At 70.8% G+C, this 19,499-nt stretch carries 17 protein-coding genes; 12 read left to right on the top strand and 5 right to left on the bottom strand.

Translation table 11 applies throughout. The features are described 5' to 3' along the window. Positions 1–245: 245 nt before the first annotated feature. Entirely contained in the window at positions 246–734 is a 489-nt protein-coding gene (locus ACA514_RS08885) for a TetR/AcrR family transcriptional regulator (protein ID WP_375040538.1), read from the bottom strand. A 292-nt stretch (positions 735–1,026) separates the two neighbouring features. On the opposite strand from ACA514_RS08885, the gene ACA514_RS08880 reads away from it, so the two are divergent. Further along, positions 1,027–1,860, top strand: coding sequence for an SDR family oxidoreductase (locus ACA514_RS08880; RefSeq protein WP_375040537.1), 834 nt, complete (start codon positions 1,027–1,029; stop codon positions 1,858–1,860). A gap of 114 nt (positions 1,861–1,974) precedes the next feature. On the opposite strand, the gene ACA514_RS08875 is transcribed toward ACA514_RS08880, so the two are convergent. Together ACA514_RS08875 and ACA514_RS08870 are read right to left on the bottom strand one after the other, a co-directional pair. Continuing rightward, on the bottom strand, positions 1,975–4,851 hold the full coding sequence (locus ACA514_RS08875) for a GH116 family glycosyl-hydrolase (RefSeq protein WP_375040536.1): 2,877 nt from the start codon (positions 4,849–4,851) through the stop codon (positions 1,975–1,977). Positions 4,852–5,060: 209 nt separating this feature from the next. Further along, on the bottom strand, positions 5,061–5,597 hold the full coding sequence (locus ACA514_RS08870) for a GMC family oxidoreductase (protein WP_375040535.1): 537 nt from the start codon (positions 5,595–5,597) through the stop codon (positions 5,061–5,063). Between the two features lie 65 nt (positions 5,598–5,662). Between ACA514_RS08870 and ACA514_RS08865 the strand changes: the two genes are divergently transcribed. After that, positions 5,663–6,670 carry a LacI family DNA-binding transcriptional regulator gene (locus ACA514_RS08865; RefSeq protein ID WP_375040534.1) on the top strand — a complete coding sequence of 336 codons (1,008 nt, stop codon included), beginning with the start codon at positions 5,663–5,665 and terminating at the stop codon, positions 6,668–6,670. 59 nt (positions 6,671–6,729) lie between these two features. On the opposite strand, the gene ACA514_RS08860 is transcribed toward ACA514_RS08865, so the two are convergent. Further along, entirely contained in the window at positions 6,730–7,632 is a 903-nt protein-coding gene (locus ACA514_RS08860) for a helix-turn-helix transcriptional regulator (RefSeq protein ID WP_375040700.1), read from the bottom strand. A 197-nt stretch (positions 7,633–7,829) separates the two neighbouring features. Between ACA514_RS08860 and ACA514_RS08855 the strand changes: the two genes are divergently transcribed. The 10 genes from ACA514_RS08855 to ACA514_RS08810 all read left to right on the top strand — a co-directional run bounded on the left by ACA514_RS08855 (position 7,830) and on the right by ACA514_RS08810 (position 18,317). After that, positions 7,830–8,864 (top strand): zinc-dependent alcohol dehydrogenase family protein, encoded by a 1,035-nt coding sequence (locus ACA514_RS08855; RefSeq protein WP_375040533.1) that lies wholly within the window; start codon positions 7,830–7,832, stop codon positions 8,862–8,864. Between the two features lie 52 nt (positions 8,865–8,916). Further along, positions 8,917–9,795 (top strand): aldo/keto reductase, encoded by an 879-nt coding sequence (locus ACA514_RS08850; protein WP_375040532.1) that lies wholly within the window; start codon positions 8,917–8,919, stop codon positions 9,793–9,795. A 126-nt stretch (positions 9,796–9,921) separates the two neighbouring features. Further along, positions 9,922–10,239 carry a hypothetical protein gene (locus ACA514_RS08845; RefSeq protein WP_375040531.1) on the top strand — a complete coding sequence of 106 codons (318 nt, stop codon included), beginning with the start codon at positions 9,922–9,924 and terminating at the stop codon, positions 10,237–10,239. Positions 10,240–10,288: 49 nt separating this feature from the next. Next, a complete protein-coding gene (locus tag ACA514_RS08840; protein WP_375040530.1) occupies positions 10,289–11,044 on the top strand; it encodes a carboxymuconolactone decarboxylase family protein in 756 nt (251 codons plus the stop codon). A 56-nt stretch (positions 11,045–11,100) separates the two neighbouring features. After that, positions 11,101–11,943 (top strand): SDR family oxidoreductase, encoded by an 843-nt coding sequence (locus tag ACA514_RS08835; RefSeq protein ID WP_375040529.1) that lies wholly within the window; start codon positions 11,101–11,103, stop codon positions 11,941–11,943. A gap of 3 nt (positions 11,944–11,946) precedes the next feature. Further along, positions 11,947–12,273: an aldo/keto reductase gene (locus ACA514_RS08830; protein ID WP_375040699.1), complete on the top strand. Its 327-nt coding sequence runs from the start codon at positions 11,947–11,949 to the stop codon at positions 12,271–12,273. 157 nt (positions 12,274–12,430) lie between these two features. Then, a complete protein-coding gene (locus ACA514_RS08825; protein ID WP_375040528.1) occupies positions 12,431–12,838 on the top strand; it encodes a DUF2255 family protein in 408 nt (135 codons plus the stop codon). A gap of 119 nt (positions 12,839–12,957) precedes the next feature. Next, positions 12,958–14,550, top strand: a complete 1,593-nt coding sequence (locus ACA514_RS08820; RefSeq protein ID WP_375040527.1) for a Na+/H+ antiporter — start codon at positions 12,958–12,960, stop codon at positions 14,548–14,550. Between the two features lie 470 nt (positions 14,551–15,020). Further along, positions 15,021–16,607: a carboxylesterase/lipase family protein gene (locus ACA514_RS08815; RefSeq protein WP_375040526.1), complete on the top strand. Its 1,587-nt coding sequence runs from the start codon at positions 15,021–15,023 to the stop codon at positions 16,605–16,607. Positions 16,608–16,787: 180 nt separating this feature from the next. Beyond that, the gene (locus ACA514_RS08810) at positions 16,788–18,317 is read left to right on the top strand and encodes an MFS transporter (RefSeq protein ID WP_375040525.1); all 1,530 of its coding nucleotides are present in this window, start codon (positions 16,788–16,790) and stop codon (positions 18,315–18,317) included. Here ACA514_RS08810 and ACA514_RS08805 read toward each other — a convergent pair. Next, a complete protein-coding gene (locus ACA514_RS08805; RefSeq protein ID WP_375040524.1) occupies positions 18,301–19,371 on the bottom strand; it encodes a glutamate--cysteine ligase in 1,071 nt (356 codons plus the stop codon). The two genes, ACA514_RS08810 and ACA514_RS08805, sit on opposite strands and share 17 nt — an antisense overlap. Positions 19,372–19,499: the final 128 nt, after the last annotated feature.

Below are 19,499 nucleotides of genomic sequence, written 5' to 3'. Positions count from 1 at the left end.
TGGAAGCACGGTCCTCAAATCCGAGGAAGTCTCACAATGAGACTGTTATCGATCTTCCGCCGCCCATGCCGCGAAGATTTTTCACGGCCGGGTGATGTTCCCGGTGGTCAGGCGGTGGCGTCGAACATTCCTGCGTGGATGGGGGGCGGTGGTCTTTCCAGGGCATGGCCTGCTCCGGCCAGCCGGAGTGCACACGAGCACCTCCCGACCGAGGCCGACAGATCCGGTGGAGGACCCAAGGTCAGTCAGTCGGCGGCCCACATGGCGTGGTACTGCCGGGGGTCTGGTGGGGCGCCCGGGAGCGGGCCGGCGTTGTGGGTTCTGAGGCCGTCGAGGACGATCGCCAGCAGGCGGGACCTGGTCTCTTCCTCGGCGCGCCGGGACGGTGCGGGACCTGGCCGGCTGAACCGCCCGATGAGCAGATGGATGTCCATGGCGGTCACGTCAGTGCGAAGGGCTCCCGCGTCCTGGGCTCGGGCGATCAGTTCGTCGGTGGACTGCTGGGCTTGTTCAGCGGCTTGCTGTATCTGCGGTGTGACATCGATGGTCCCCGCCGGGGGGCCAGAGCACCGAAGCCGAATCGGGCGCACTCGACGATGTAGTGGGCGAGTCCCTGCCACGGGTCGTCGATCGCCAGGCCAGCGTGGGCCGTCTCTGCGAGGCGCTGCATGGAGTCGGCGCACAGCCGCTGGAGCAGTTCCTCCTTGGCGGTATCGGCGGTACAGGCTGCCCATCCCCACCCCGGCCCGCTCGGCGACGGCCGACACCGGCGCGTCGAACCCCTGCCACCTGCGTCCGCGCCACAAGCAACGACCGCACCGGCGACAGCCAACCCGGGGAGCCGGAGGCGGCCACACCGGTCATGTCCCACTGACCCGGGCCGCACGGACCCGGACCACGGGCCCGGGGCCGAGTGGAGACTCCCAAATCACCGCCAGTTTCACTCCAACTGCTTCGTGGAGCCCTGCGGTGCGGCCGATCCCCTGGGTAGGGCCATCAGCACTTCCAACGGACAAGGAAGATCGAATGAACAGCGAAGTACTCGTCGTGATCGGAGCCGGAGGGATCGGCCAAGCCATCGCCCGGCGGCAAGGCTCGGGCCGCATGGTCCTGCTCGCCGACCTCGACCCGACCGCGCTCGCCGCAGCCGCCGAGGCCCTCGAAGCGGCCGGTCACACCGTCAGCACGCACCCGGTGGACGCCGCGTCCCGCGACTCGGTGCACGCGCTCGCGCAAGCCGCCGCGCAGTTCGGCGACGTCGTCAACGTGGTGCACACCGCCGGGCTGTCCCCCGTGCAGGCATCGGCGGAGGCGATCCTGGCCGTCGACCTCGTCGGCGTCGCGATCGTGCTGGAGGAGTTCGGCCGCATCATCGCCCCGGGCGGGAGCGGACTCGTCGTGTCCAGCATGGCCGGGCACATGCGCGCACTGGCGCCATTGACAGCCGAGCAGGAGCACGCGCTGGCGTACACGCCCACCGACGAGTTGCTGGCACTGCCGTTCCTGAGGCCCACCGCCGTCACAGACTCCGGCGCTGCGTACGCGCTGTCCAAGCGGGCCAATCATCTACGTGTGCAGGCTGCCGCCGTCACCTGGGGGGACCGGGGCGCCCGGGTCAACTCGATCAGCCCCGGCATCATCTTGACCCCGCTGGCCAAGGACGAGATGTCCGGGCCCGGCGCGGCCGGCTACCAGGCGATGATCGAACACTCCGCGGCCGGCCGGGTCGGTACCACCGACGAGGTCGCCGACGCCGCCGCCTATCTGCTGGAGGCCGGCTTCGTCACCGGTAGCGACCTGCTCATCGACGGCGGGGTCATCGCCGCGATCAACGCCGGCCGGCTCGGGCTGGGCCAGTAGGACCACAGATCGGTTCTGGGCCGCGGCCTGGCCGCGCGCGGAACGCGCGGCCAGGCACAGGTACTCAGGGCGAGCCGGCCGGTGCTGCGCCGGCTCAGGCAGACGGGCTCCGTCTCATCTGCGGCGACGAGAGTTCGCCCTTCCCGGGATGGGGTCGAGGGCGTCGACGAGCTGCCAGACCGAGCGGGCTCGGGCGTAGGCGGCATACCGGGAGATATTGACGTTGTCGACGAACCAGGCTTCCGGTGTGGCGAACGCGTGGCCCTTGGTCGTGGCGCCGTCGTCGTAGATCCGGTTCGCCACGACTTCACTCATCTTCATGGCCTTGGCGATGAGCGTCCGGTCGCGGGTCCGGCGGCCGATGTGGACGGCGGCCGCGGTCGCCATCCAGGTGGTGCCCGGCCACACGTCGGCGATCTCCGCGACGAAGCGGCCCGGGGACTGGATGTAGTCCATCGGGTAGTGGTTCAGATTCTCGTCCAGGACGATGGGCGGGCCGGTGGGCTTGCCGTCGGCGTCCTTGGGGGCCAGGAAGGCGTCCAGGGTGTTGTGCCAGTGCGTCCGGGCGTGTTGCAGGTCGATCAGGTCCGGCAGCCGGAGTTGGGAGGCGACGCACTGGGCGTAGAAGGAGTCCAGGAAGACCGCGTCCGGCGGCAGTACCGGCTTCTTGTTGCCGAAGATGTCACCGGTCCGGCCGTCGATGCCGCCGGTGCCGTCGCAGAAGCGGTAGCGCCCGGTCTTGGGGTTCCAGAAGATCCGCTCGAACTCGGCCTTCGCCGCCGCCAGCTCGGCGTCGATCTGCTTTTGGACAGCGTGCGTGGCCTCGGGAACGCCGAGGGAGCGGGCGGTGGGGGTGAGCGTCGAGAGGATCTGGAGCGAGAGAAGGTACAGCTGGCAGTTGTAGATGCCGTGGCCGTTGACGATGACCTGGTCGTAGGTGTTCGGCGGGTTGTTCGACGGCGGGTCCGCCGGGAGGTGGGAGCCGGGCGGGCGGAAGAACTGCGAGTGCTGCAGCGTCCTCAGCATCGAGGCGTACCCGTAGGTCACCAGGCTCTTGTCGCCGGTCTCCTTGTACAGCGCGTACACCCGGTAGATGAGCTTGTGGAAGCAGTCCCGGAACGAGTCGCCGCCCGCGGGGTCGAAGAGTTTACCGAGGTCGGTGGTATTGGGAGGCGGTGCGCCGAAGACGGGTTCGGAGGTCGCGGAGGGGGCGCCCTGGTCGGCTGCTGTCGCGCTGATGTAGGGCCCCGTGTCGAACATGATCTGCTGCGGCACCCTCCCCCACTTGTCCTGCTTGGTCAGTTGCAGCCAGGCGCGCAGGCGGCCGAGTTCCAGGTTGGGGAACAGCTTGGCGTAGGACAGGTATCCGAAGCTGTCGACGTCCATCTCGTTGGCGGGTGCGCCGCCGCTCCCGGCGTCGATGGTGTAGAAGAGGTGCGTGCCGGGGATCTCCGCGCCCAGCCGGGGTCCGCCGGGGGCGGGAGTGATGGTGTTGCTGACCAGGCCCGCCTCCCAGAACGAGGCGTCGAAGACCATCCCGAACAGTTCGTTGAGGGCGGCCTTGCGCAGCCACGCCGGGTACCGGGGGTTCGTGGCGATCGGCTTCCACCACGCCTCGACGGCGGCGAGGGAGTCGTCGTGGCGGGCCAGTTCGCGCTTGGCGATCGTGAAGGCCTGCTTGAACGGGTAGGAGTCCGCGACGTAGTCGTTGGTGGGGGTCGACCTGCCACCGAGGAACCCGGTGTACCGACGCATCCAGACCGCGCGGCCCGCCGGTGCGCCGTCGTAGTACACCTGGGGGAAGTCCCACGACAGCGCGTATCGGACCGTGGTCTTCTGCCCCGGTGCCAGCCGCACCTTCACAGCGACGGCGCCTGCGGAGTTCGAGCCGTCGAGCGCGGTGTTGGGCAGCTCGCCCCGCGAGGCGAACGGAGCGTAGATGTCGCTGCCGTCGCCGGCGGCGTTCCACGAGGTGACGTGGGTCAGCTTCTGGCCTGCTTGCGGCAGCGCGGCGATCGTCCACTCCGACTTGAAGGCGTCGGGGGTGTTCGTCGGGTGGTCCGACCCCAGTGTCACACCGGCGACGCCCGACCGGTCGGCGTCGAACCGGCTGTAGAGGCCCGTGCGCGTCGTGCCCGTGGAATGCGGAGCGGCGTTGGGGAAGGTGAACATCACCGACAGGTCGATCGTCTTCGTGGTGGGGTTGGCCAGGTCCACATCGAAGAAGGCCACGGGCATCGAGGTGCGCTCGTCCTCGCCGGCCACGATCGGCGACCAGAACCGCATGGACACCTGCGACCGGAACACGTTGTAGGTCGTCCAGCCGAACGGGTACAGCGCGGCATAGGAACCGTCGCCGGGGCCCAGTTGGTTCCACCGCGGCAGGACCCCGTCGAAGTCCCGCTGCGGAGCGACGTTGTCGTGCCGCGTGGCCAGAGTCTTGACGGTCGCGCCGCCCCCGGTACCGGCGACCTCCTCACGGACGTGGAACGCCGCCTGAGGGAGCGTGCGCATCTCCCACCAGTTCGACGCCTGGGAACCGCCCATGTTCCACGGCCCGAAGGTGCCGAACAGGTTGTAGTGGAAGGAGCCGGCGCCGACGCCGCCGAGCGGGATGCCCAGACCGGGCACGCTCATGCCGCCGGCGATCCCTCGCAGGCCCGAGGGCTGGCCGGTGCCGCACTCGGGGTCGGCCGCCGCTTCGCAGGGGCCCGCCGGCGCGAGACCCCAGTCGCGCACGTACGCCGCGTCCGGGACGTTCCACTGCTTGGGCGGTGCCGCGGCGCCGGGCAGGGCCGACGCCGTGCGGGAGCCGAGGGCGGTACCGGCGACGATGCCGGCCACCGAGGAGGCACCGGCCAGCAGAACCGTTCGCCGCGGGAGGCCCCTGCCATCGTGCGTCGCCTTGGGCTCGGAGCCGTTCTGCCTGGGCAGGGCGCTGTTCGTGGTCTGCTCTGGTTCTGGTGGGAGTCCCTGGCTGTGGTCGCTCACGTTCGGGTCCTTCCAGCCTCGTCGGTTCTGTGGGGAGACGAGGCGGCTTTCGGGGTGGATGGGGGTGGGATGCCGGACAGTGGTGCCACTCACGCGCATTAGTGACGCGCGTTACTTGGTCGTGGCGAGGACGTTATCAGTAGCTAAGGCGATGCCGGCAGGCACGGATGCGCAGGTGCATCGGCCCCTTGGCAGCCAGAGTCTTCGGCTTACCCTGCGGCGGCCGCACGGGTGGCGGTGCGCCAGGCGAGGGCCATGATGGTCAGGACGGGGTTGGCGCCGCCGTTGGTGACGTGGAGGCTGGCGTCGGCGATGAAGATGCGGTCGGTTCCCCAGAGTTTCCCGTGCGGGTCGGTAGCGCCATAGCGGGGCGAGTCGGACATTCGCGCGGTGCCGGACTGGTGCTGGTCACCCGACAGCTCCCTTTTCCGCAACGCGTCCGAAGTCCAGGTGCGGGTGGCTCCGGAGGCGCGCAGCCATTTCTGGGCTTGGACGGACAGGAAGGCGAGGGTGCGGAGGTCTTCGGGGTGCTGGCGACCTTTGAGGCGGGCGACGGGAAGCCCGAGGTGATCGGTGACCGTGGTGGCGGTTCGGACGCGTGCGTCGCGGGTGGGTATCTCCTGGACGGGCGCCCAGACGTTGATGGTGCGCCGGTAGGTCTCGGCGACGGCTCGTCGGGCGCCGGGCACGGTCCGGTCGACGCCTGGGGGCGATGCCGACGGGGCGGCAAGACGCAGCTTCGTCACGAACGGACAACGCGACCGGCGGGCGGAAGGCCCGGCGCTAACGCGCGTTAAGGCGGACCGGTAGCATGAAGCGTGATCGACGGACCGGCGATGAGAGAAGCATGACAGCCGCCAAACGTGTGACCAGCGCGGACGTCGCCCGCGCCGCCGGCGTCTCCCGGACCACCGTGAGCTTCGTGCTCAACGACCGGCCCGGCCAGTCGATCCCCGAAGAGACCAGGCAGCGCGTCCTGGACGCGGCCCGCCGCCTGGACTACCGCCCCCACGCCTCGGCCCGCGCGCTCGCCGCCGGGCGCAGCGACATCGTCCTGTTGTCGGTTCCCGACCTCCCGATCGGTGCCGGAATCAGCCGGTTCATCGAAGAAACGGCGACCGCGCTGGCCGAGCACGGCCTAACGCTGGTCACCCACCTGGCCGGCGCGCATGGACGCCCGCTGCCGGACGTGTGCGCGGCGGTCAACGCATCAGCGGTGATTGGGTTCAGCCCGTTTCCCCCGGACGTCGTCCAGAGCCTGCGTCGGGCGGGGGCGAGCGTGGTGCTGCCCTCCGACGGCGACCAGGCCGCCGCGATGCGGCCGATCGGCCGCATGCAGGGCGAACACCTGCTCGGCCGCGGGCACCGGCGTATCGGCTACGCGCTGCCCGCCGACTCCGGCCTCAAAGCAATGGCCGAAGAACGCCTCATCGGCGTCACCGAAGCCTGCCGCCGGGCCGGCGTCGAGCCGCCGGTGGCGGTGACCACGGCCCTGGAGGCCGGAGATGCCGCAGGAGCCGTGCGGCAACTGGCCGACGAGTCCGTCACGGGCGTGTGCGCTTTCAACGACGAGACCGCGATCGCGGTACTGGCCGGAATGCGCGAGTGCGGCCTGGTCGCACCCGCCGACATCGCCGTCATCGGAGTCGATGACATCCCCACCGCCCAGCTGGCGGTACCGGCCTTGACCACCATCCATTTCGACCTGCGCGAAGTGGGCCGCAAACGCGCTGAGGTCGTCGTGGCGGGCCTGTCAGGCCGCGAACCCGCTCGCCCGACCTGGAGCATCCCCCAACTGGTACAACGCTCCTCCACCTGAGCAAGCCGCTTAACCCGCTGCGGTGGAGGCACTGCTGGTAGCAGGATCGGGCGGAGCTGTCAGGGATGCTGGTCTTCGTGGTGGTGGGTGGGTGTGGGCTGGTCTTGGGTGGCGGCCCAGGTGGCCAGCAGGCGGAGGTTATCGGCGCTGGGAGTGTCGGGTGCGGCGGTGTAGATGAGGAGGGTGAGCGCCGGATCAGAGGTCAGCGTCATGGCCTCGAAGTGGAGTTCCAGGTCGCCGACGGCGGGATGGTGGAATCTCTTGGCGCCGGTGCGGTGGTAGCGGACGTTGTGGTCGGCCCAGCGTCGGCGGAAGACCTCGCTGCGGGTGGACAATTCGCCGATGAGGTCGGTGAGGTTGCGGTCGTAGGGGTTGCGGCCGGCTTCGGCGCGGAGCATGGCGGCGATGTCGTCGGCGGCCTGGTCCCAGTCGGTGAAGAAGTCCTTGGCGGCGGGGTCGAGGTAGATGAAGCGGGCGGTGTTGGCCGGACGGCGCGGGTCGGCTTGCTGGTGGGCCAGGATCGGCGCGTACAGGGCGCGGGCGAGGCGGTTGGTGGCCAGGATGTCGTGACGGTCGTTGCGGATCCAGGCCGGTGCGTCGCTGATCGCGTCCAGCATGTGCTGCAGGACCGGCGGCGGAGGCTTGGTCGGGGACCTGCGGCGGGTGGCGGGCGCGGGGCCGGTGGCCCGGCGCGCGAGCTCGAACAGGTGCTCGCGTTCGGCGTCGTCGAGGTGCAGGGCGCGGGCGACGCCGTCCAGGACGCTGTCGGAGGCGCCGGACAGGTTGCCGCGCTCCAGCCGGACGTAGTAGTCGACCGAGACCCCGGCGAGCATGGCGACCTCCTCACGGCGCAGGCCCTTGACGCGCCGGTTGCCGCCGTAGGCGGGCAGCCCGGCCTGCTCGGGGGTGATGCGGGCCCGGCGCGAGGCGAGGAACTCCTTGATCTCGGCGCGGTCGTCCATGCCCTTCTCGTCCATGCCTTCACGGTATGCGGGTGCCGGCCGGCGAAGCAGGTACTGGCGTTACCTGTAACGACAGGCACTGCCGGGGCCCGGCAAAAGAACGTTTGCTGGGGATGGGCCGCCTTGACGGCCTCGCCCGCTCCGGCCGTGGTCCGGCCGGGTAGGGCTCCCACCAGCAACGATGAGAGCAGAACGAGATGCGAGCGACGTTCATGTACACGGCCGGGGACGTGCGGGTCGACACCGTGCCCGATCCGGTCCTGACCGAGCCGACCGACGCGCTGGTGCGGGTGGTGACCGCCTGCATCTGCGGGTCGGACCTGCACCCCTACCACTCGATGCCCGCCGGTGCCCCGTCGCCGATGGGGCACGAGTTCATCGGCGTGGTCGAGGAGACCGGCGCAGACGTCTCCACGGTGAAGCGGGGCGATCTGGTGATCGCGCCGTTCGCCTGGTCGGACGGCACCTGCCAGTTCTGCCGCGAGGGCCTGCAGACCTCGTGCCTGCACGGCGGATTCTGGGCCCGGGACGGGATCGGCGGCGCCCAGGCCGAGGCGATCCGGGTTCCGCTCGCCGACGGAACGCTGGTCAAGGCGCCGGTCGGTGAGGACTCCGGGCTGCTGCCGGACCTGCTGACCCTGTCGGACGTGTACGGCACCGGCCACCACGCCGCCAAACGCGCGAACGTCGGCCCGGGCGACTCGGTCGTGGTGATCGGCGACGGCGCGGTCGGGCTGCTGGCGGTGCTGTCCGCCCGGCAGTTGGGCGCCGAGCAGATCGTGCTGATGGGGCGGCACAAGGACCGCACCGACCTGGGACGGGAGTTCGGCGCGTCCGACGTGGTCGCCGAGCGCGGCGCCGAAGGCATCGCCAAGGTCCGCGAGCTGACCGGTGGGCACGGCGCCCGCAAGGTGCTGGAGGCCGTCGGCCACATGCCCGCCTACGAGCAGGCGGCCGGCGTGGTCCGGCCCGGCGGGGTGATCTCCCGGGTGGGGGTACCGCAGTACGAGGAGGCGCCGGTCGGGTTCGCGAGCCTGTTCGGCCCGAACGTCACCCTGACCGGCGGGCCGGCACCGGCCCGCGCCTACATCGAGGAGCTGATGCCGGCGGTGCTGGACGGCTCGGTGCGGCCCGGCAAGGTCTTCGACCGCACCGTCGACCTGGACGGCGTTCCGGACGGTTACCGGGCCATGGACCGCCGCGAGGCGCTGAAGGTCCTCGTCCGCCCGTAGCCGCCCGGGGACCGGATCGACCTGTTCACGATCGTGCTGGGAGGCGCGAACCATGAATCTGACCTTGAACAACGGCGTCTCGATGCCCGCCCTGGGGTTCGGGGTGTTCCAGACGCCGCCCGACGCCACCACCGAGGCGGTGCGGACCGCCTTGGCGACCGGATACCGGCTGATCGACACCGCCGCCGCCTACGGCAACGAGCGCGAGGTGGGCGAGGCGATCCGCCGCTCCGGCCTGGACCGCGACGAGGTGTTCATCGAGACCAAGGTGTGGATCAGCGACTTCGGCTTCGAGAAGACCCTGCACGCGTTCGACAAGAGCGCGGGCAAGCTCGGCGTCGACCGCATCGACCTGTTCATCCTGCACCAGGCGCTGCCGACCCGGTTCGAGTCGACCCGGGGCGCCTACCGGGCGCTGGAGGCGCTGCTGTCCGACGGGCGCGTCCGCGCCATCGGCGTCAGCAACTTCATGCCCGAGCACCTCGACGCGCTGATGAAGGAGGCGGGCGTGGTGCCCGCGGTGAACCAGGTGGAGGTGCACCCCTACTTCACCCAGCCCGACGTGCAGGCCGCCGACGCCGCGCGCGGGATCGTCACCCAGGCGTGGTCGCCGATCGGCGGCATCACCAGTTACCGGGGCACCGACGCCGCGACCAGCACCTTCGACGACCCGGTGATCACGGAGATCGCCGAAGCCCACGGCAAGACGCCCGCTCAGGTCATGCTCCGGTGGCACCTGCAGGAAGGACGGTCGGCCATCCCCAAGTCGGTGCGTCCCGAACGCATCGCCGAGAACTTCGCGGTGTTCGACTTCGACCTCACCGACGCCGAACGCGCGGCCCTGGACGCCCTCGACACCGGCGTCCGCCACGGTCCCGACCCCCAGGACATCACCTTGGAGAACTACGGGATGCCCATCCCCGAAGCCTGACAGAACCGCCTCTCCGGCAACGCCGTCTACGCCTCGCCTGGCGAGGAGCACTGGCGCAGTGACGAGGGGATGCACGATGCCGATGGCCTCCACCATGGCCGCGTTGACGGTCGGGCCGGAATCGACGTGGAAACTGCGGGAGGTGCCGGTACCCGAGCCCGGACGGCCGCCAAGACCACACTGCTGCGCGACGCCGGAGCCGACGCCGTGCTCGTCACCGGGAACGACGACCTGACCGAGCAGATCCTGAAGGCCACCGGCGGAGCGGGCGCCGACCTGGTCCTCGACTGCGGGGCGTGTCGTTCGGGTTCACCCGCCCCGACGAGCTCGGCGACGTCATCGCCGCCGCGGGCGAGCAGGTGCTGCCGGCGGTCGCCGACGGCGGCAGCCGACCGGCTCCGCTCCCACCATGCCACCGGGAAGGTCGTCCTCACGCTGCCCTAGGACCGATCACGCCCCAACGCACCGATTTCATCTCACTCAGGAGGACGACATGGCGATCAGTGACGCCGCGCGCCGCAACCACCGAGAGCTGTTCCCCGACGACGTCTCGACGTTGGCGCGGACCGACCCCGAGCTGATCGAGGTCTTCGACAACTTCGCCTTCGACCAGGTCATGGCCGAAGGCGGTTTGGACGCCCCGGAGCGGCTGATGGTCCAGCTCGCCTCGCTGATCGCCTGCCAGGCACTCAGCGAGTACCGGGTCATGCTGGGGGCGGCGCTGACGGCGGGGGTGACGCCGGTGCAGGCCAAGGAAGTGCTGTACCAGGCCGTCCCCTACGTCGGGATGGCCAAGGTGTTCGATTTCCTGCACGCCACCAACGACGTGCTGACCGAGCACGGTGTCGAGCTACCGCTGCCGGGCCAGTCCACCACTACGCCACAGACGCGGGCCGAGCGGGGCCGCGCGGTGCAGGAGCAGATCGTCGGCGCAGACACCGTGAAGGCGCTCTACGCGAACGCACCGGACGACCAGCAGCACATCCAGCGGTTCCTGACCGAGAACTGCTTCGGCGACCACCTCACCCGCGACGGCCTCGAATTGGCGACCCGAGAACTGGTGACCTTCGCGATGCTCATCTCGCTCGGCGGATGCGAACCGCAGGTCAAGGGGCACATCGCCGGGAACCTGAACGTCGGCAACACCCGTGCGGACCTGATCGCGGTCGCCACCCAGTTGCTGCCGTTCATCGGCTACCCCCGCACCCTCAACGCCCTGCGCGTCCTGGACGAGGCCACCCTCGGCTGAACCAGGCGGCGCCCACTCCAGCAGGCCGGTCACAGTACTGACGAAAGGACTTCTTCATGGCATCCCGCACCTGGCTCATCACCGGCGTGAGCAGTGGTTTCGGCCGCGAGCTCACCGAGCAGCTGCTGGGGCGCGGTGACCGTGTGGTCGGTACCGTCCGCGATACCGCCAAGGTCGCCGACCTGGCCGGCGAGTACCCCGGCGCCTTCCGTCCCGAGGTCCTCGACGTCACTGACACCGCCGCCGTCCGCGACGTGGTCGATCGCGCGTTCGCCGACCTCGGCCGGATCGAGGTGATCGTCAGCAATGCCGGATACGGCCTGTTCGGCGCCGCCGAAGAGCTCACCGACGCCCAGGTCGACCACATCATCGCCACCAACCTGACGGGCTCGATCCAGCTCATCCGCGCCGCGCTACCGCACCTGCGCGTCCAGGGCGGCGGCCGGATCGTCCAGATCTCCTCCTACGGCGGGCAGGTCGCCTTCCCCGGCAACTCCATGTACCACGCCACCAAATGGGGCATCGAAGGCTTCTGCGAAGCGGTCGCCGCCGAGGTCGCGCCGTTCGGCATCGGTGTCACGATCGTCGAACCCGGCGGCGCCCGCACACAGTTCCGCTACGGCAGCGCCCAAGTCGCCGACCTCATGCCCGAATACGACGGCAATCCCGCGCATGCCTTCAGCGCGATGCTCGACCCCGCCAACGGGCTGGCGCCCGGCGACCCGGCCCGGATGGCCGCCCGCATCATCGACAGCGTTGACGCCGAACCCGCGCCGCTGCGCCTGGTGCTCGGCTCCCAGGCACTCGACAGCACCATCGCGACACTGCGCCGACGCATCGACGGCTTAGAGGCCCAACGTGACCTGGCCGGCTCCACCGACTTCCCGCCCGGCGAGTGATTACTGCCCCATCTACGCACCGCCGTCGAGGGGTCCCTCAAGCGACTCGGCACCGAACACATCGACCTGTACTACCAGCACCGCGTCGACCCGGGCACCCCCATCGAAGACACCGTGGGCGCGCTGGCCGACCTGGTCGCGCAGGGAAAGATCAGGGCGATCGGGCTGTCGGAGGCGGGGCCCGACACCATCCGCCGCGCCCACGCCGTCCACCCGGTCGCCGCCGTCCAGTCGGAGTACTCGCTGTGGACCCGGGGCGTGCAGGACTCCCCGGCACCAAGCGCGTCAGCCGGGTCGAGGAGAACATCGCCGCCGACAGTGTCCAACTGACCGACGAGCAGCTCACCAGGCTGTCCAACCTCCCCCAGCGGCCGGCGACACCCACAACGAGGCCGGCATGCGCATGCTCGAACGCTGACCGGCCGCCACGGTGGCGGCAGCGCCACCACAGGCCGACCACCACGACCGACCACCGAGGAGAACGACGATGCCTTCGCCCGCAACGACCTGGAACGACGACGAGCTCACCCGCATCAACGGCGCCGACGAACTGCAGATCGCCTCGCGCCGCGACGACGGCTCGCTGAGCAGCCCGCGCACCATCTGGATGGTCGAAGTCGACGGCGACCTGTACGTCCGCTCGGTGAACGGGCCCGGCTCGGCCTGGTTCCGCACCACCCGCACGCGCCACCAAGGTCGCATCCAGGCGGGCGGCGTCACCAAGGACGTCGCCTACACCGACATCGGCGCCGACGCCGACCCGCGCCTCAACGACCGGATCGACGCCGCCTACCGCACCAAGTACCGCCGCTACTCGGCTCCGGTGGACAGCATCACCAGTCCGCAGGCGGCGAGCACCACGATGCGTCTCACCCCGCAGCCCGCCCAGGGATGAGGCGCCGGGCTCCCACCGAGATCACTGATGGTTCGGGTGCATGATGCCGCGGGGATCACCTCTGGCAGGGACGGCCGGTCAGGGGCCGCGCCCGGCCGTCCGGTCGACAGGGGTGTCAGGTGTTCGGGCTAGAGCTGGTGGTGGTCCTCGGAGCGGCCATCCTGGTCTGCGCCGTCGTCGCGTCCCGGCTGCGGGTCGCCCAGCCGGTCCTGCTGCTGATCGCCGGGCTGCTGCTGGGCTTCATCCCCACACTGCGCCAGGCGCAACTGCCGCCCGCGGTCGTGCTGCTGCTGTTCCTGCCGCCGCTGCTGTACTGGGAGAGCCTGACCACCTCGCCCCGGGAGATCCGCAAGTACATCCGCGGCATCGCCCTGACCGGTACCGTCCTGGTCGTCGTCACCGCCGGCGCGGTCGCGGTGACCGCGCACGCGCTCGGGCTGCCCTGGGGTCCGGCATGGGTGCTCGGCGCCGCCATCGCGCCGACCGACGCCACCGCCGTCGGTGTTCTCGGCGGAATGCTGCCGCGCCAGAACATCACCATCCTGCGCGCCGAAAGCCTGGTCAACGACGGCACCGCCCTGGTCATCTACGGGTTGGCCGTCGGCATCACCGTCGGCGAGGAGCAGCTCAGCGTCCCGCACGTCGGCCGGCTGTTCCTGCTCGCCTACCTCGGTGGAACCCTCATCGGGGCGGTCATCGCCTGGCTCGGCGTGCAGGTGCGCCGCCGCCTGACCGACCCGCTGCTGGGCAGCACCACCATGCTGCTCATCCCCTTCACCGCCTACCTGCTCGCCGAGACCGTCGGCGCCTCCGGCGTCCTGGCCGTCGTGGTCTGCGGCCTCATCATGAGCCAGACCGGCCCGCGCATCGGACGAGCCGACGCGCGCCTGCAGACCATCGAGTCCTACGCCCTGGCGACCTTCCTGCTCAACGGCGCCCTGTTCGTCCTGGTCGGCATCGAGGTCCAAACGGCGGTCCGCGGCCTGACCAGCGACCGCCTCGCGCACGCCCTGCTCACCGTCGCCGTGGTGTTCGCCGTCCTGGTCGCCGCGCGATTCGCGTTCCTGTTCGGCTCGGCCTACCTCATCCGCCTCCTCGACCGGCGCCCCAAGCAGCGCCTGCTGCGCGTCAGCAACCGCTCGCGCGTCGTCAGCGGCATCGCCGGCTTCCGCGGCGCGGTCTCCCTGGCCGCCGCCCTCGGCGTCCCCACCACCCTGTCCTCGGGCGCACCGTTCCCCGACCGCGACCTCATCATCTTCGTCACCTCCGGCGTCATCGTCGCCACCCTCGTCGTCCAAGGGCTCCTGCTGCCCGGTGTCGTGCGCTGGGCCCGCTTCCCCCGCGACACCGGCATCGACGCCGAACGCCGCCTCGCCGAGACCACCGCCACCCAGGCCGCCCTCGACGCCCTCCCCGACGTCGCCGGCGAGCTGGACGTCGATCCCGAAGCCGTCGACCGGCTCCGCCGCGACTACGAGACCCATCTGCTGATCCTGAACGCCGACGACGCATCCGCCGACGATGACGCGGCCGCCACCGCCCGCATCGACCACGACTACAACGCGCTGCGCCTGGCCCTCATCGACCGCAAACGCGCCACCGTCCTGCAGCTCCGCGACCAGCGCCGCATCGACGACACCGTCCTCCGCCAGATCCAGGCCCGCCTGGACATCGAAGAACTCCGCCTCTCCCACCGCCCGACAGCCGAATGACTCCGGAGCAGCTGTTTACAAACAGACAAAGGGACCGCCCTAAAGATCACCCGTGCGGTCTTTCCAACCTCAGTTGGCGTGAAACAGCGGGCCTTGTGCAGGATGCGCCAGGCCTTGAATGTGGCGGCGCCCTGCTGGCCCGAGTGCCCGGACCTGGGCTTGGTGCCGGTTGAACAGCTACTTGCGTTTGCCGAGCCGGCGGCGCTTTCGGCGCTTGTAGGGCGCCCCGATCGCGCCGCCCGCACCGACATACCCCTTGTCGGCGATGACGTAGGCCTTGCGTGCCGCGATCCGCATCGCCCCGCGCAGTGACGTAGCGGTGCGCGGGGCGATGCCTACGCCGAACGCGGCGGCCAGACGGGCGAAGGTCCTTGCAGCGGCCTCAAGGGGCCTTGTCTTCCGTCCTAGAAAAGGGTTCTAATTTGATGGGCGGCTCGGGGCGCCGGAAGCAGGTTCGCGGAAGGAGACCCATGAGGCTGAAAGGCGTCGCGATACCGATGTCCGCGCTGGTCGTCGCCGGTGGCTTGGTGCCGGCGCCGGCGTCCGCCGCGCCGAGCACGCCCGCCGTCGTCCGGACGGACACCGGACTCGTCCGCGGAGAGGTACGGCAGGACGACCGGCTCTTCCAAGGCGTACCGTTCGCGCAGCCCCCGACGGGCGCGTTGCGCTGGAGACCACCGCAGCCCGCGCGGCCGTGGAGCGGCACCTACGACGCGACGTTCCCGCGCAGCCAGTGCGCGCAGATCGCCCCCGTCTACGGCGGCGAGACGACGTACGCGGAGGACTGCCTCTACCTGAACGTCACGACGCCGAACCGCGCGCCCAAGGGCCGGCACGCCCTGCCCGTCATGGTGTGGGCGCACGGCGGCAGCAACCTCACCGGCACCGGCAGCGCCTACAACGCCTCCAAGCTCGCCGTCCGCGGCGGCGTCATCGTCGTCACCGTCAACTACCGGCTCGGGCCCCTCGGCTGGCTTGCGCACCCGGCGCTGGAGACCGGCGCCGACCGGCGCTACCAGGCCGGCAACTACGGTCTGCTGGACCAGCAGGCGGCCCTGCGGTGGGTGCGGCGCAACATCGCGGCGTTCGGCGGCGACCCTCGCAACGTGACGCTGTTCGGCGAGTCCGCCGGCGCCGCCGACTCCTGCGCCAACCTCGTCTCGCCGTCCGCCGCCGGGCTGTTCGACAAGGTCATCCCCGAGAGCCTCAGTTGCGCCGCGCCCGCACGGACCGAAGCCGGCGCGGAGGCCGACGGAGCCGGGCTCGCCGACGCCGTCGGATGCGCGGGCAAGGCCTCACCGGCCGAGACGGCCGCCTGCCTGCGCGCCGTACCGGTGCGGACCCTGCTGGAGTCGTTCCAGGCCAAGAACATGACCGCCGGTCCCGTCGCGGGCGGCGACCGCGTCCTGCCGCTGCAACCCGCCCAGGCCATCGCGCAAGGCCGTTTCAACCGGGTCTCGGTGATGCACGGCAACACCCTGGACGAGATGCGCCTGTTCGTCTCCCTCTCCTATCCGCAGCCGATCACGGCGGCGCAGTACGAGGGCATCGTTCACTCCATGTACGGCGCCGATGCCGACAAGGTCCTGGCCCGCTACCCGGCGCGGAACTACCCCGACCCGCGGATCGCGCTGTCCACCATTGAGACCGACTTCGGCACGTCGCTCTCCACCTGCCTGCACCAGGACGCGTTCCAGGCACTGTCCCGTGCGGGTGTCCCGGTCTACGCCTACCAGTTCGCCGACCGGACGGCGCCGCCGCTCGTCGATGTCCCCGGATTCGACGAGGGCGCCGAGCATGCGACGGAACTGACCTACCTTTTCCCCGGCCTGCTCGGCGACCTGAACGCCCAACAGCGGCAACTGTCGGACGCCATGGTCGACTACTGGACCTCGTTCGCCCGCACCGCACACCCGACCGCCGCCAACGCACCGCACTGGCCGCGTTTCCGCTCCCCCAGCGACGTCCTGTCCTTCGCACCCGGCCCCAACGGCATTCACCCGACCGACACCGCGGTGCAAAGCAACTGCGCATTCTGGAAGTCACTGTCGTCCTGAACGGGCACGGCCCTCCGACTCGCAGGGGCGGCCGTGATCGACGAGCGGAGGCACCCGGCTCCCGCGAGTGCTGGTCAGGAGGTTCCATCGCGGGTTGAGGGTTGCCGGGTCCTGGGCGTGGCCGGCGCGCCGTCGGCGGCGAAAAGTCTCCGGAGCGAGTTCAACGGAACGCTGGAGACCATGGATGTCGAAGAGAACGAACCATGGGTGGCGGGGCCGTCCAATGATGCGGCCGACGGCGGAGAAGGACGCGCGCATGCGCGGTGGTGGACGCTGGCGGTGGTGAGCGCCGCGCAGCTGCTGGTGGTCCTGGACGGGACGATCGTGAACATCGCGCTGCCGTCGGCGCAGCGGGCGCTGGGGATGTCGGACGGGAACCGGCAGTGGGCGATCACCGCCTACGCGCTGGCCTTCGGCGGGCTGCTGCTGATCGGCGGCAGGGTCAGCAGCGCGCTGGGACACCGGCGGACGTTCGTCATCGGTCTGGTGGGCTTCGCCGTCACGTCCGCGCTGGGCGGCGCGGCGGTCGATTCCCTGATGCTGTTCGGGGCGCGGGCGCTGCAAGGGGCGTTCGCCGCCGTGCTGGCACCGGCCGGGCTGTCGCTGCTGACGGCCACCTTCACCGAGGGACGCGAACGCGGCCGGGCGTTCGGGGCGTTCGCCGCGGTCGGGGCCGCAGGCTCGGCGGTCGGCCTGATCGCCGGTGGGCTGCTGACCGAGTACACCAGCTGGCGGTGGTGCCTGTTCATCAACGTGCCCATCGCGCTGCTGGCCGTGCTGGGGGCGACCCTGGTCCCGGCGGATCGGCCGATCGGTGGTCGAGGCCGGCTGGACGTCGCCGGTGCGCTGCTCAGCCTCGCGGGGTTCGCCGCGGTGGTGTACGCGTTCAACCGGGCCCAGCCGCTCGGGTGGGGCTCGACGGAGGTGGTGGCGCTGCTGGCCGGCGGGATGATGCTGCTGGCCGCGTTCGTCGCCGTCGAGATCCGCGCGCCTCATCCGCTGCTGCCGATGCGGGTCGTCCTGCACCGCCTCCGCGCCGGCGCGTTCGTCGCCATCACGCTGATGTTCGTGGCGATGTTCGGCTTCTACCTGTTCATGAGCTACTTCACCCAGACGGTCCTGGGCTACTCGCCCGTCCAGGCCGGGCTGACGCTGATCATCAACGCGCTGGCCGCGCTGGCCGGGTCCATGCTCATCGCCGGGAAGCTGCACGGCCGCGTCCCGCCCTCGGCGCTGATCGTGCCGGGTCTGCTCACCGCGGCCGCCGGGATGCTGATCCTGACTCGTCTGACGGCGGGCAGCTCGGACGTCTTCGCCCTGTACCTGGTTCCCGCGCTGGTGCTCACCGGGCTCGGCCTCGGCTGTGTCATGCCGCCGACCGCCGGCCTCGCCACCGAGGGCATGCGCGGGCACGACATCGGAGCCGCATCGGCCGCCTACAACGCCGCCCAGCAACTCGGAGCCGCTCTGGGCACCGCGCTGCTCAACACGTTGGCAGCCAGCGCCGCCGCGACCTACCTGGCCTCCCATCGGACCGCCCCGGCCAACGCTGCCGCCGTGCACGGCTACACCACCGCGTTGACGGTCGCGTTCGCCATACTCCTGGCGGCCGCATGCCTCACCGCTCTGCTGACCATGGTGCGGCGTGCCCGGCGACGCGGACCAGGTCTGCGGGAAGGCGCGGCGCCAAAGTTCAGCAGCCGTCGGTGATGGTGCGCAGCAGGCGGTCCTTGCCTCCGGTGGCGACGGCATGGCGCTGCCGCTGGGCACCGTTGCCCTGGTCCAGGAGCCGGTGGATCTCGGTACTGACATCGGGCCAGGCGGGATCGTCGGTGCGGGAGCCGAGGTGTTCCAGGAGCGCCCTGGTGAGGTCGCGGACCGGACGGGGCCGGTCGGTGAGGGGGGCGGCCAGTTCGGCGTCCAGGCCGTGCCGCGCCGCGAGCCACGTGGTGCCCTGCAGGATCTCGGGGTGGTCGAACCGCCGGTCCGGGGCGCCCTCGGTGAGGCAGGCCGTGGCCAGGGCCCGGGTGAGGCCCGCGAGGGCGACGGCCGTGTCGGGGTGGAGCTGGACGTCCAGCACCCGGACCTCCAGCGTGGGGTAGCCCTCGGACGGCCGTGCGTGCCAGTACAGATGCGATCGGTCGGGCACGACGCGCGCGTCGATCAACCCGGCGACGCGCGCGTCGTAGTCGGCGGCGCTGGTGCAGGCGGGCGGCGGGCCGCTGACCGGCCACCGGCCGAAGATGAGCGTGCGCCAGCTCGCGTACCCGGTGTCGTCCCCTTCCCAGAACGGGGAGTTGGCGCCCAATGCCAGGAGCAGCGGGAGCCAGGGGCGCAGGCGGGTCAGCACGCTGACCGCCACGTCCCTGTCGGGTATGCCGAGGTGGATGTGCATCCCGCAGATGAGCTGCTCGTCGGCGAGGAGGCGCGAGTCGTCGCGCATGGCGTGGTAGCGCTCGGTCGCGGTGACGGGGACGGGCTGCGGCGCGCGGTAGGGGGCGCAGCCCGTGCAGGCCAGCCGGTGCCCCGCCGCGCGGGCCGCCTCACCGACGTTCCCGCGCAGCCGCCGCAGGTGGTCGCTGAGTTGGTCGAGGGTGTCGCACACCGGCGTCGCGATCTCGATCTGGGCCTGGAGGAGCTCGAGCTGGACCTCGTCCCCGGCCGGGTCGCACATCCGGCGGGCGGCCTGCCTGACCCGGCGGCTGTCGGCGGCCGGCAGGCCCGTCCGCTCATCGATCAGGAGGTACTCCTCCTCAACGCCCATGGTCAACACGTAGGCCTCCAGACACTCCGTCGGAGAGCCTGCCCCCGCCGGCGTGCCGGGTACAAGGGGGTCGGCGACGTCGGTGCGGCACGCCCGCGAAGACCACCTGGACCTTGTCCCGCTGGAAA

Origin of the sequence: Actinomadura sp. NTSP31, from assembly GCF_041951385.1 — a bacterium.
GTDB classification, from domain to species: Bacteria; Actinomycetota; Actinomycetes; order Streptosporangiales; family Streptosporangiaceae; genus Spirillospora; species Spirillospora napierensis.
Note: the sequence above shows the minus strand (reverse complement) of the source record. Positions and strands in the feature narration are given on the sequence as shown.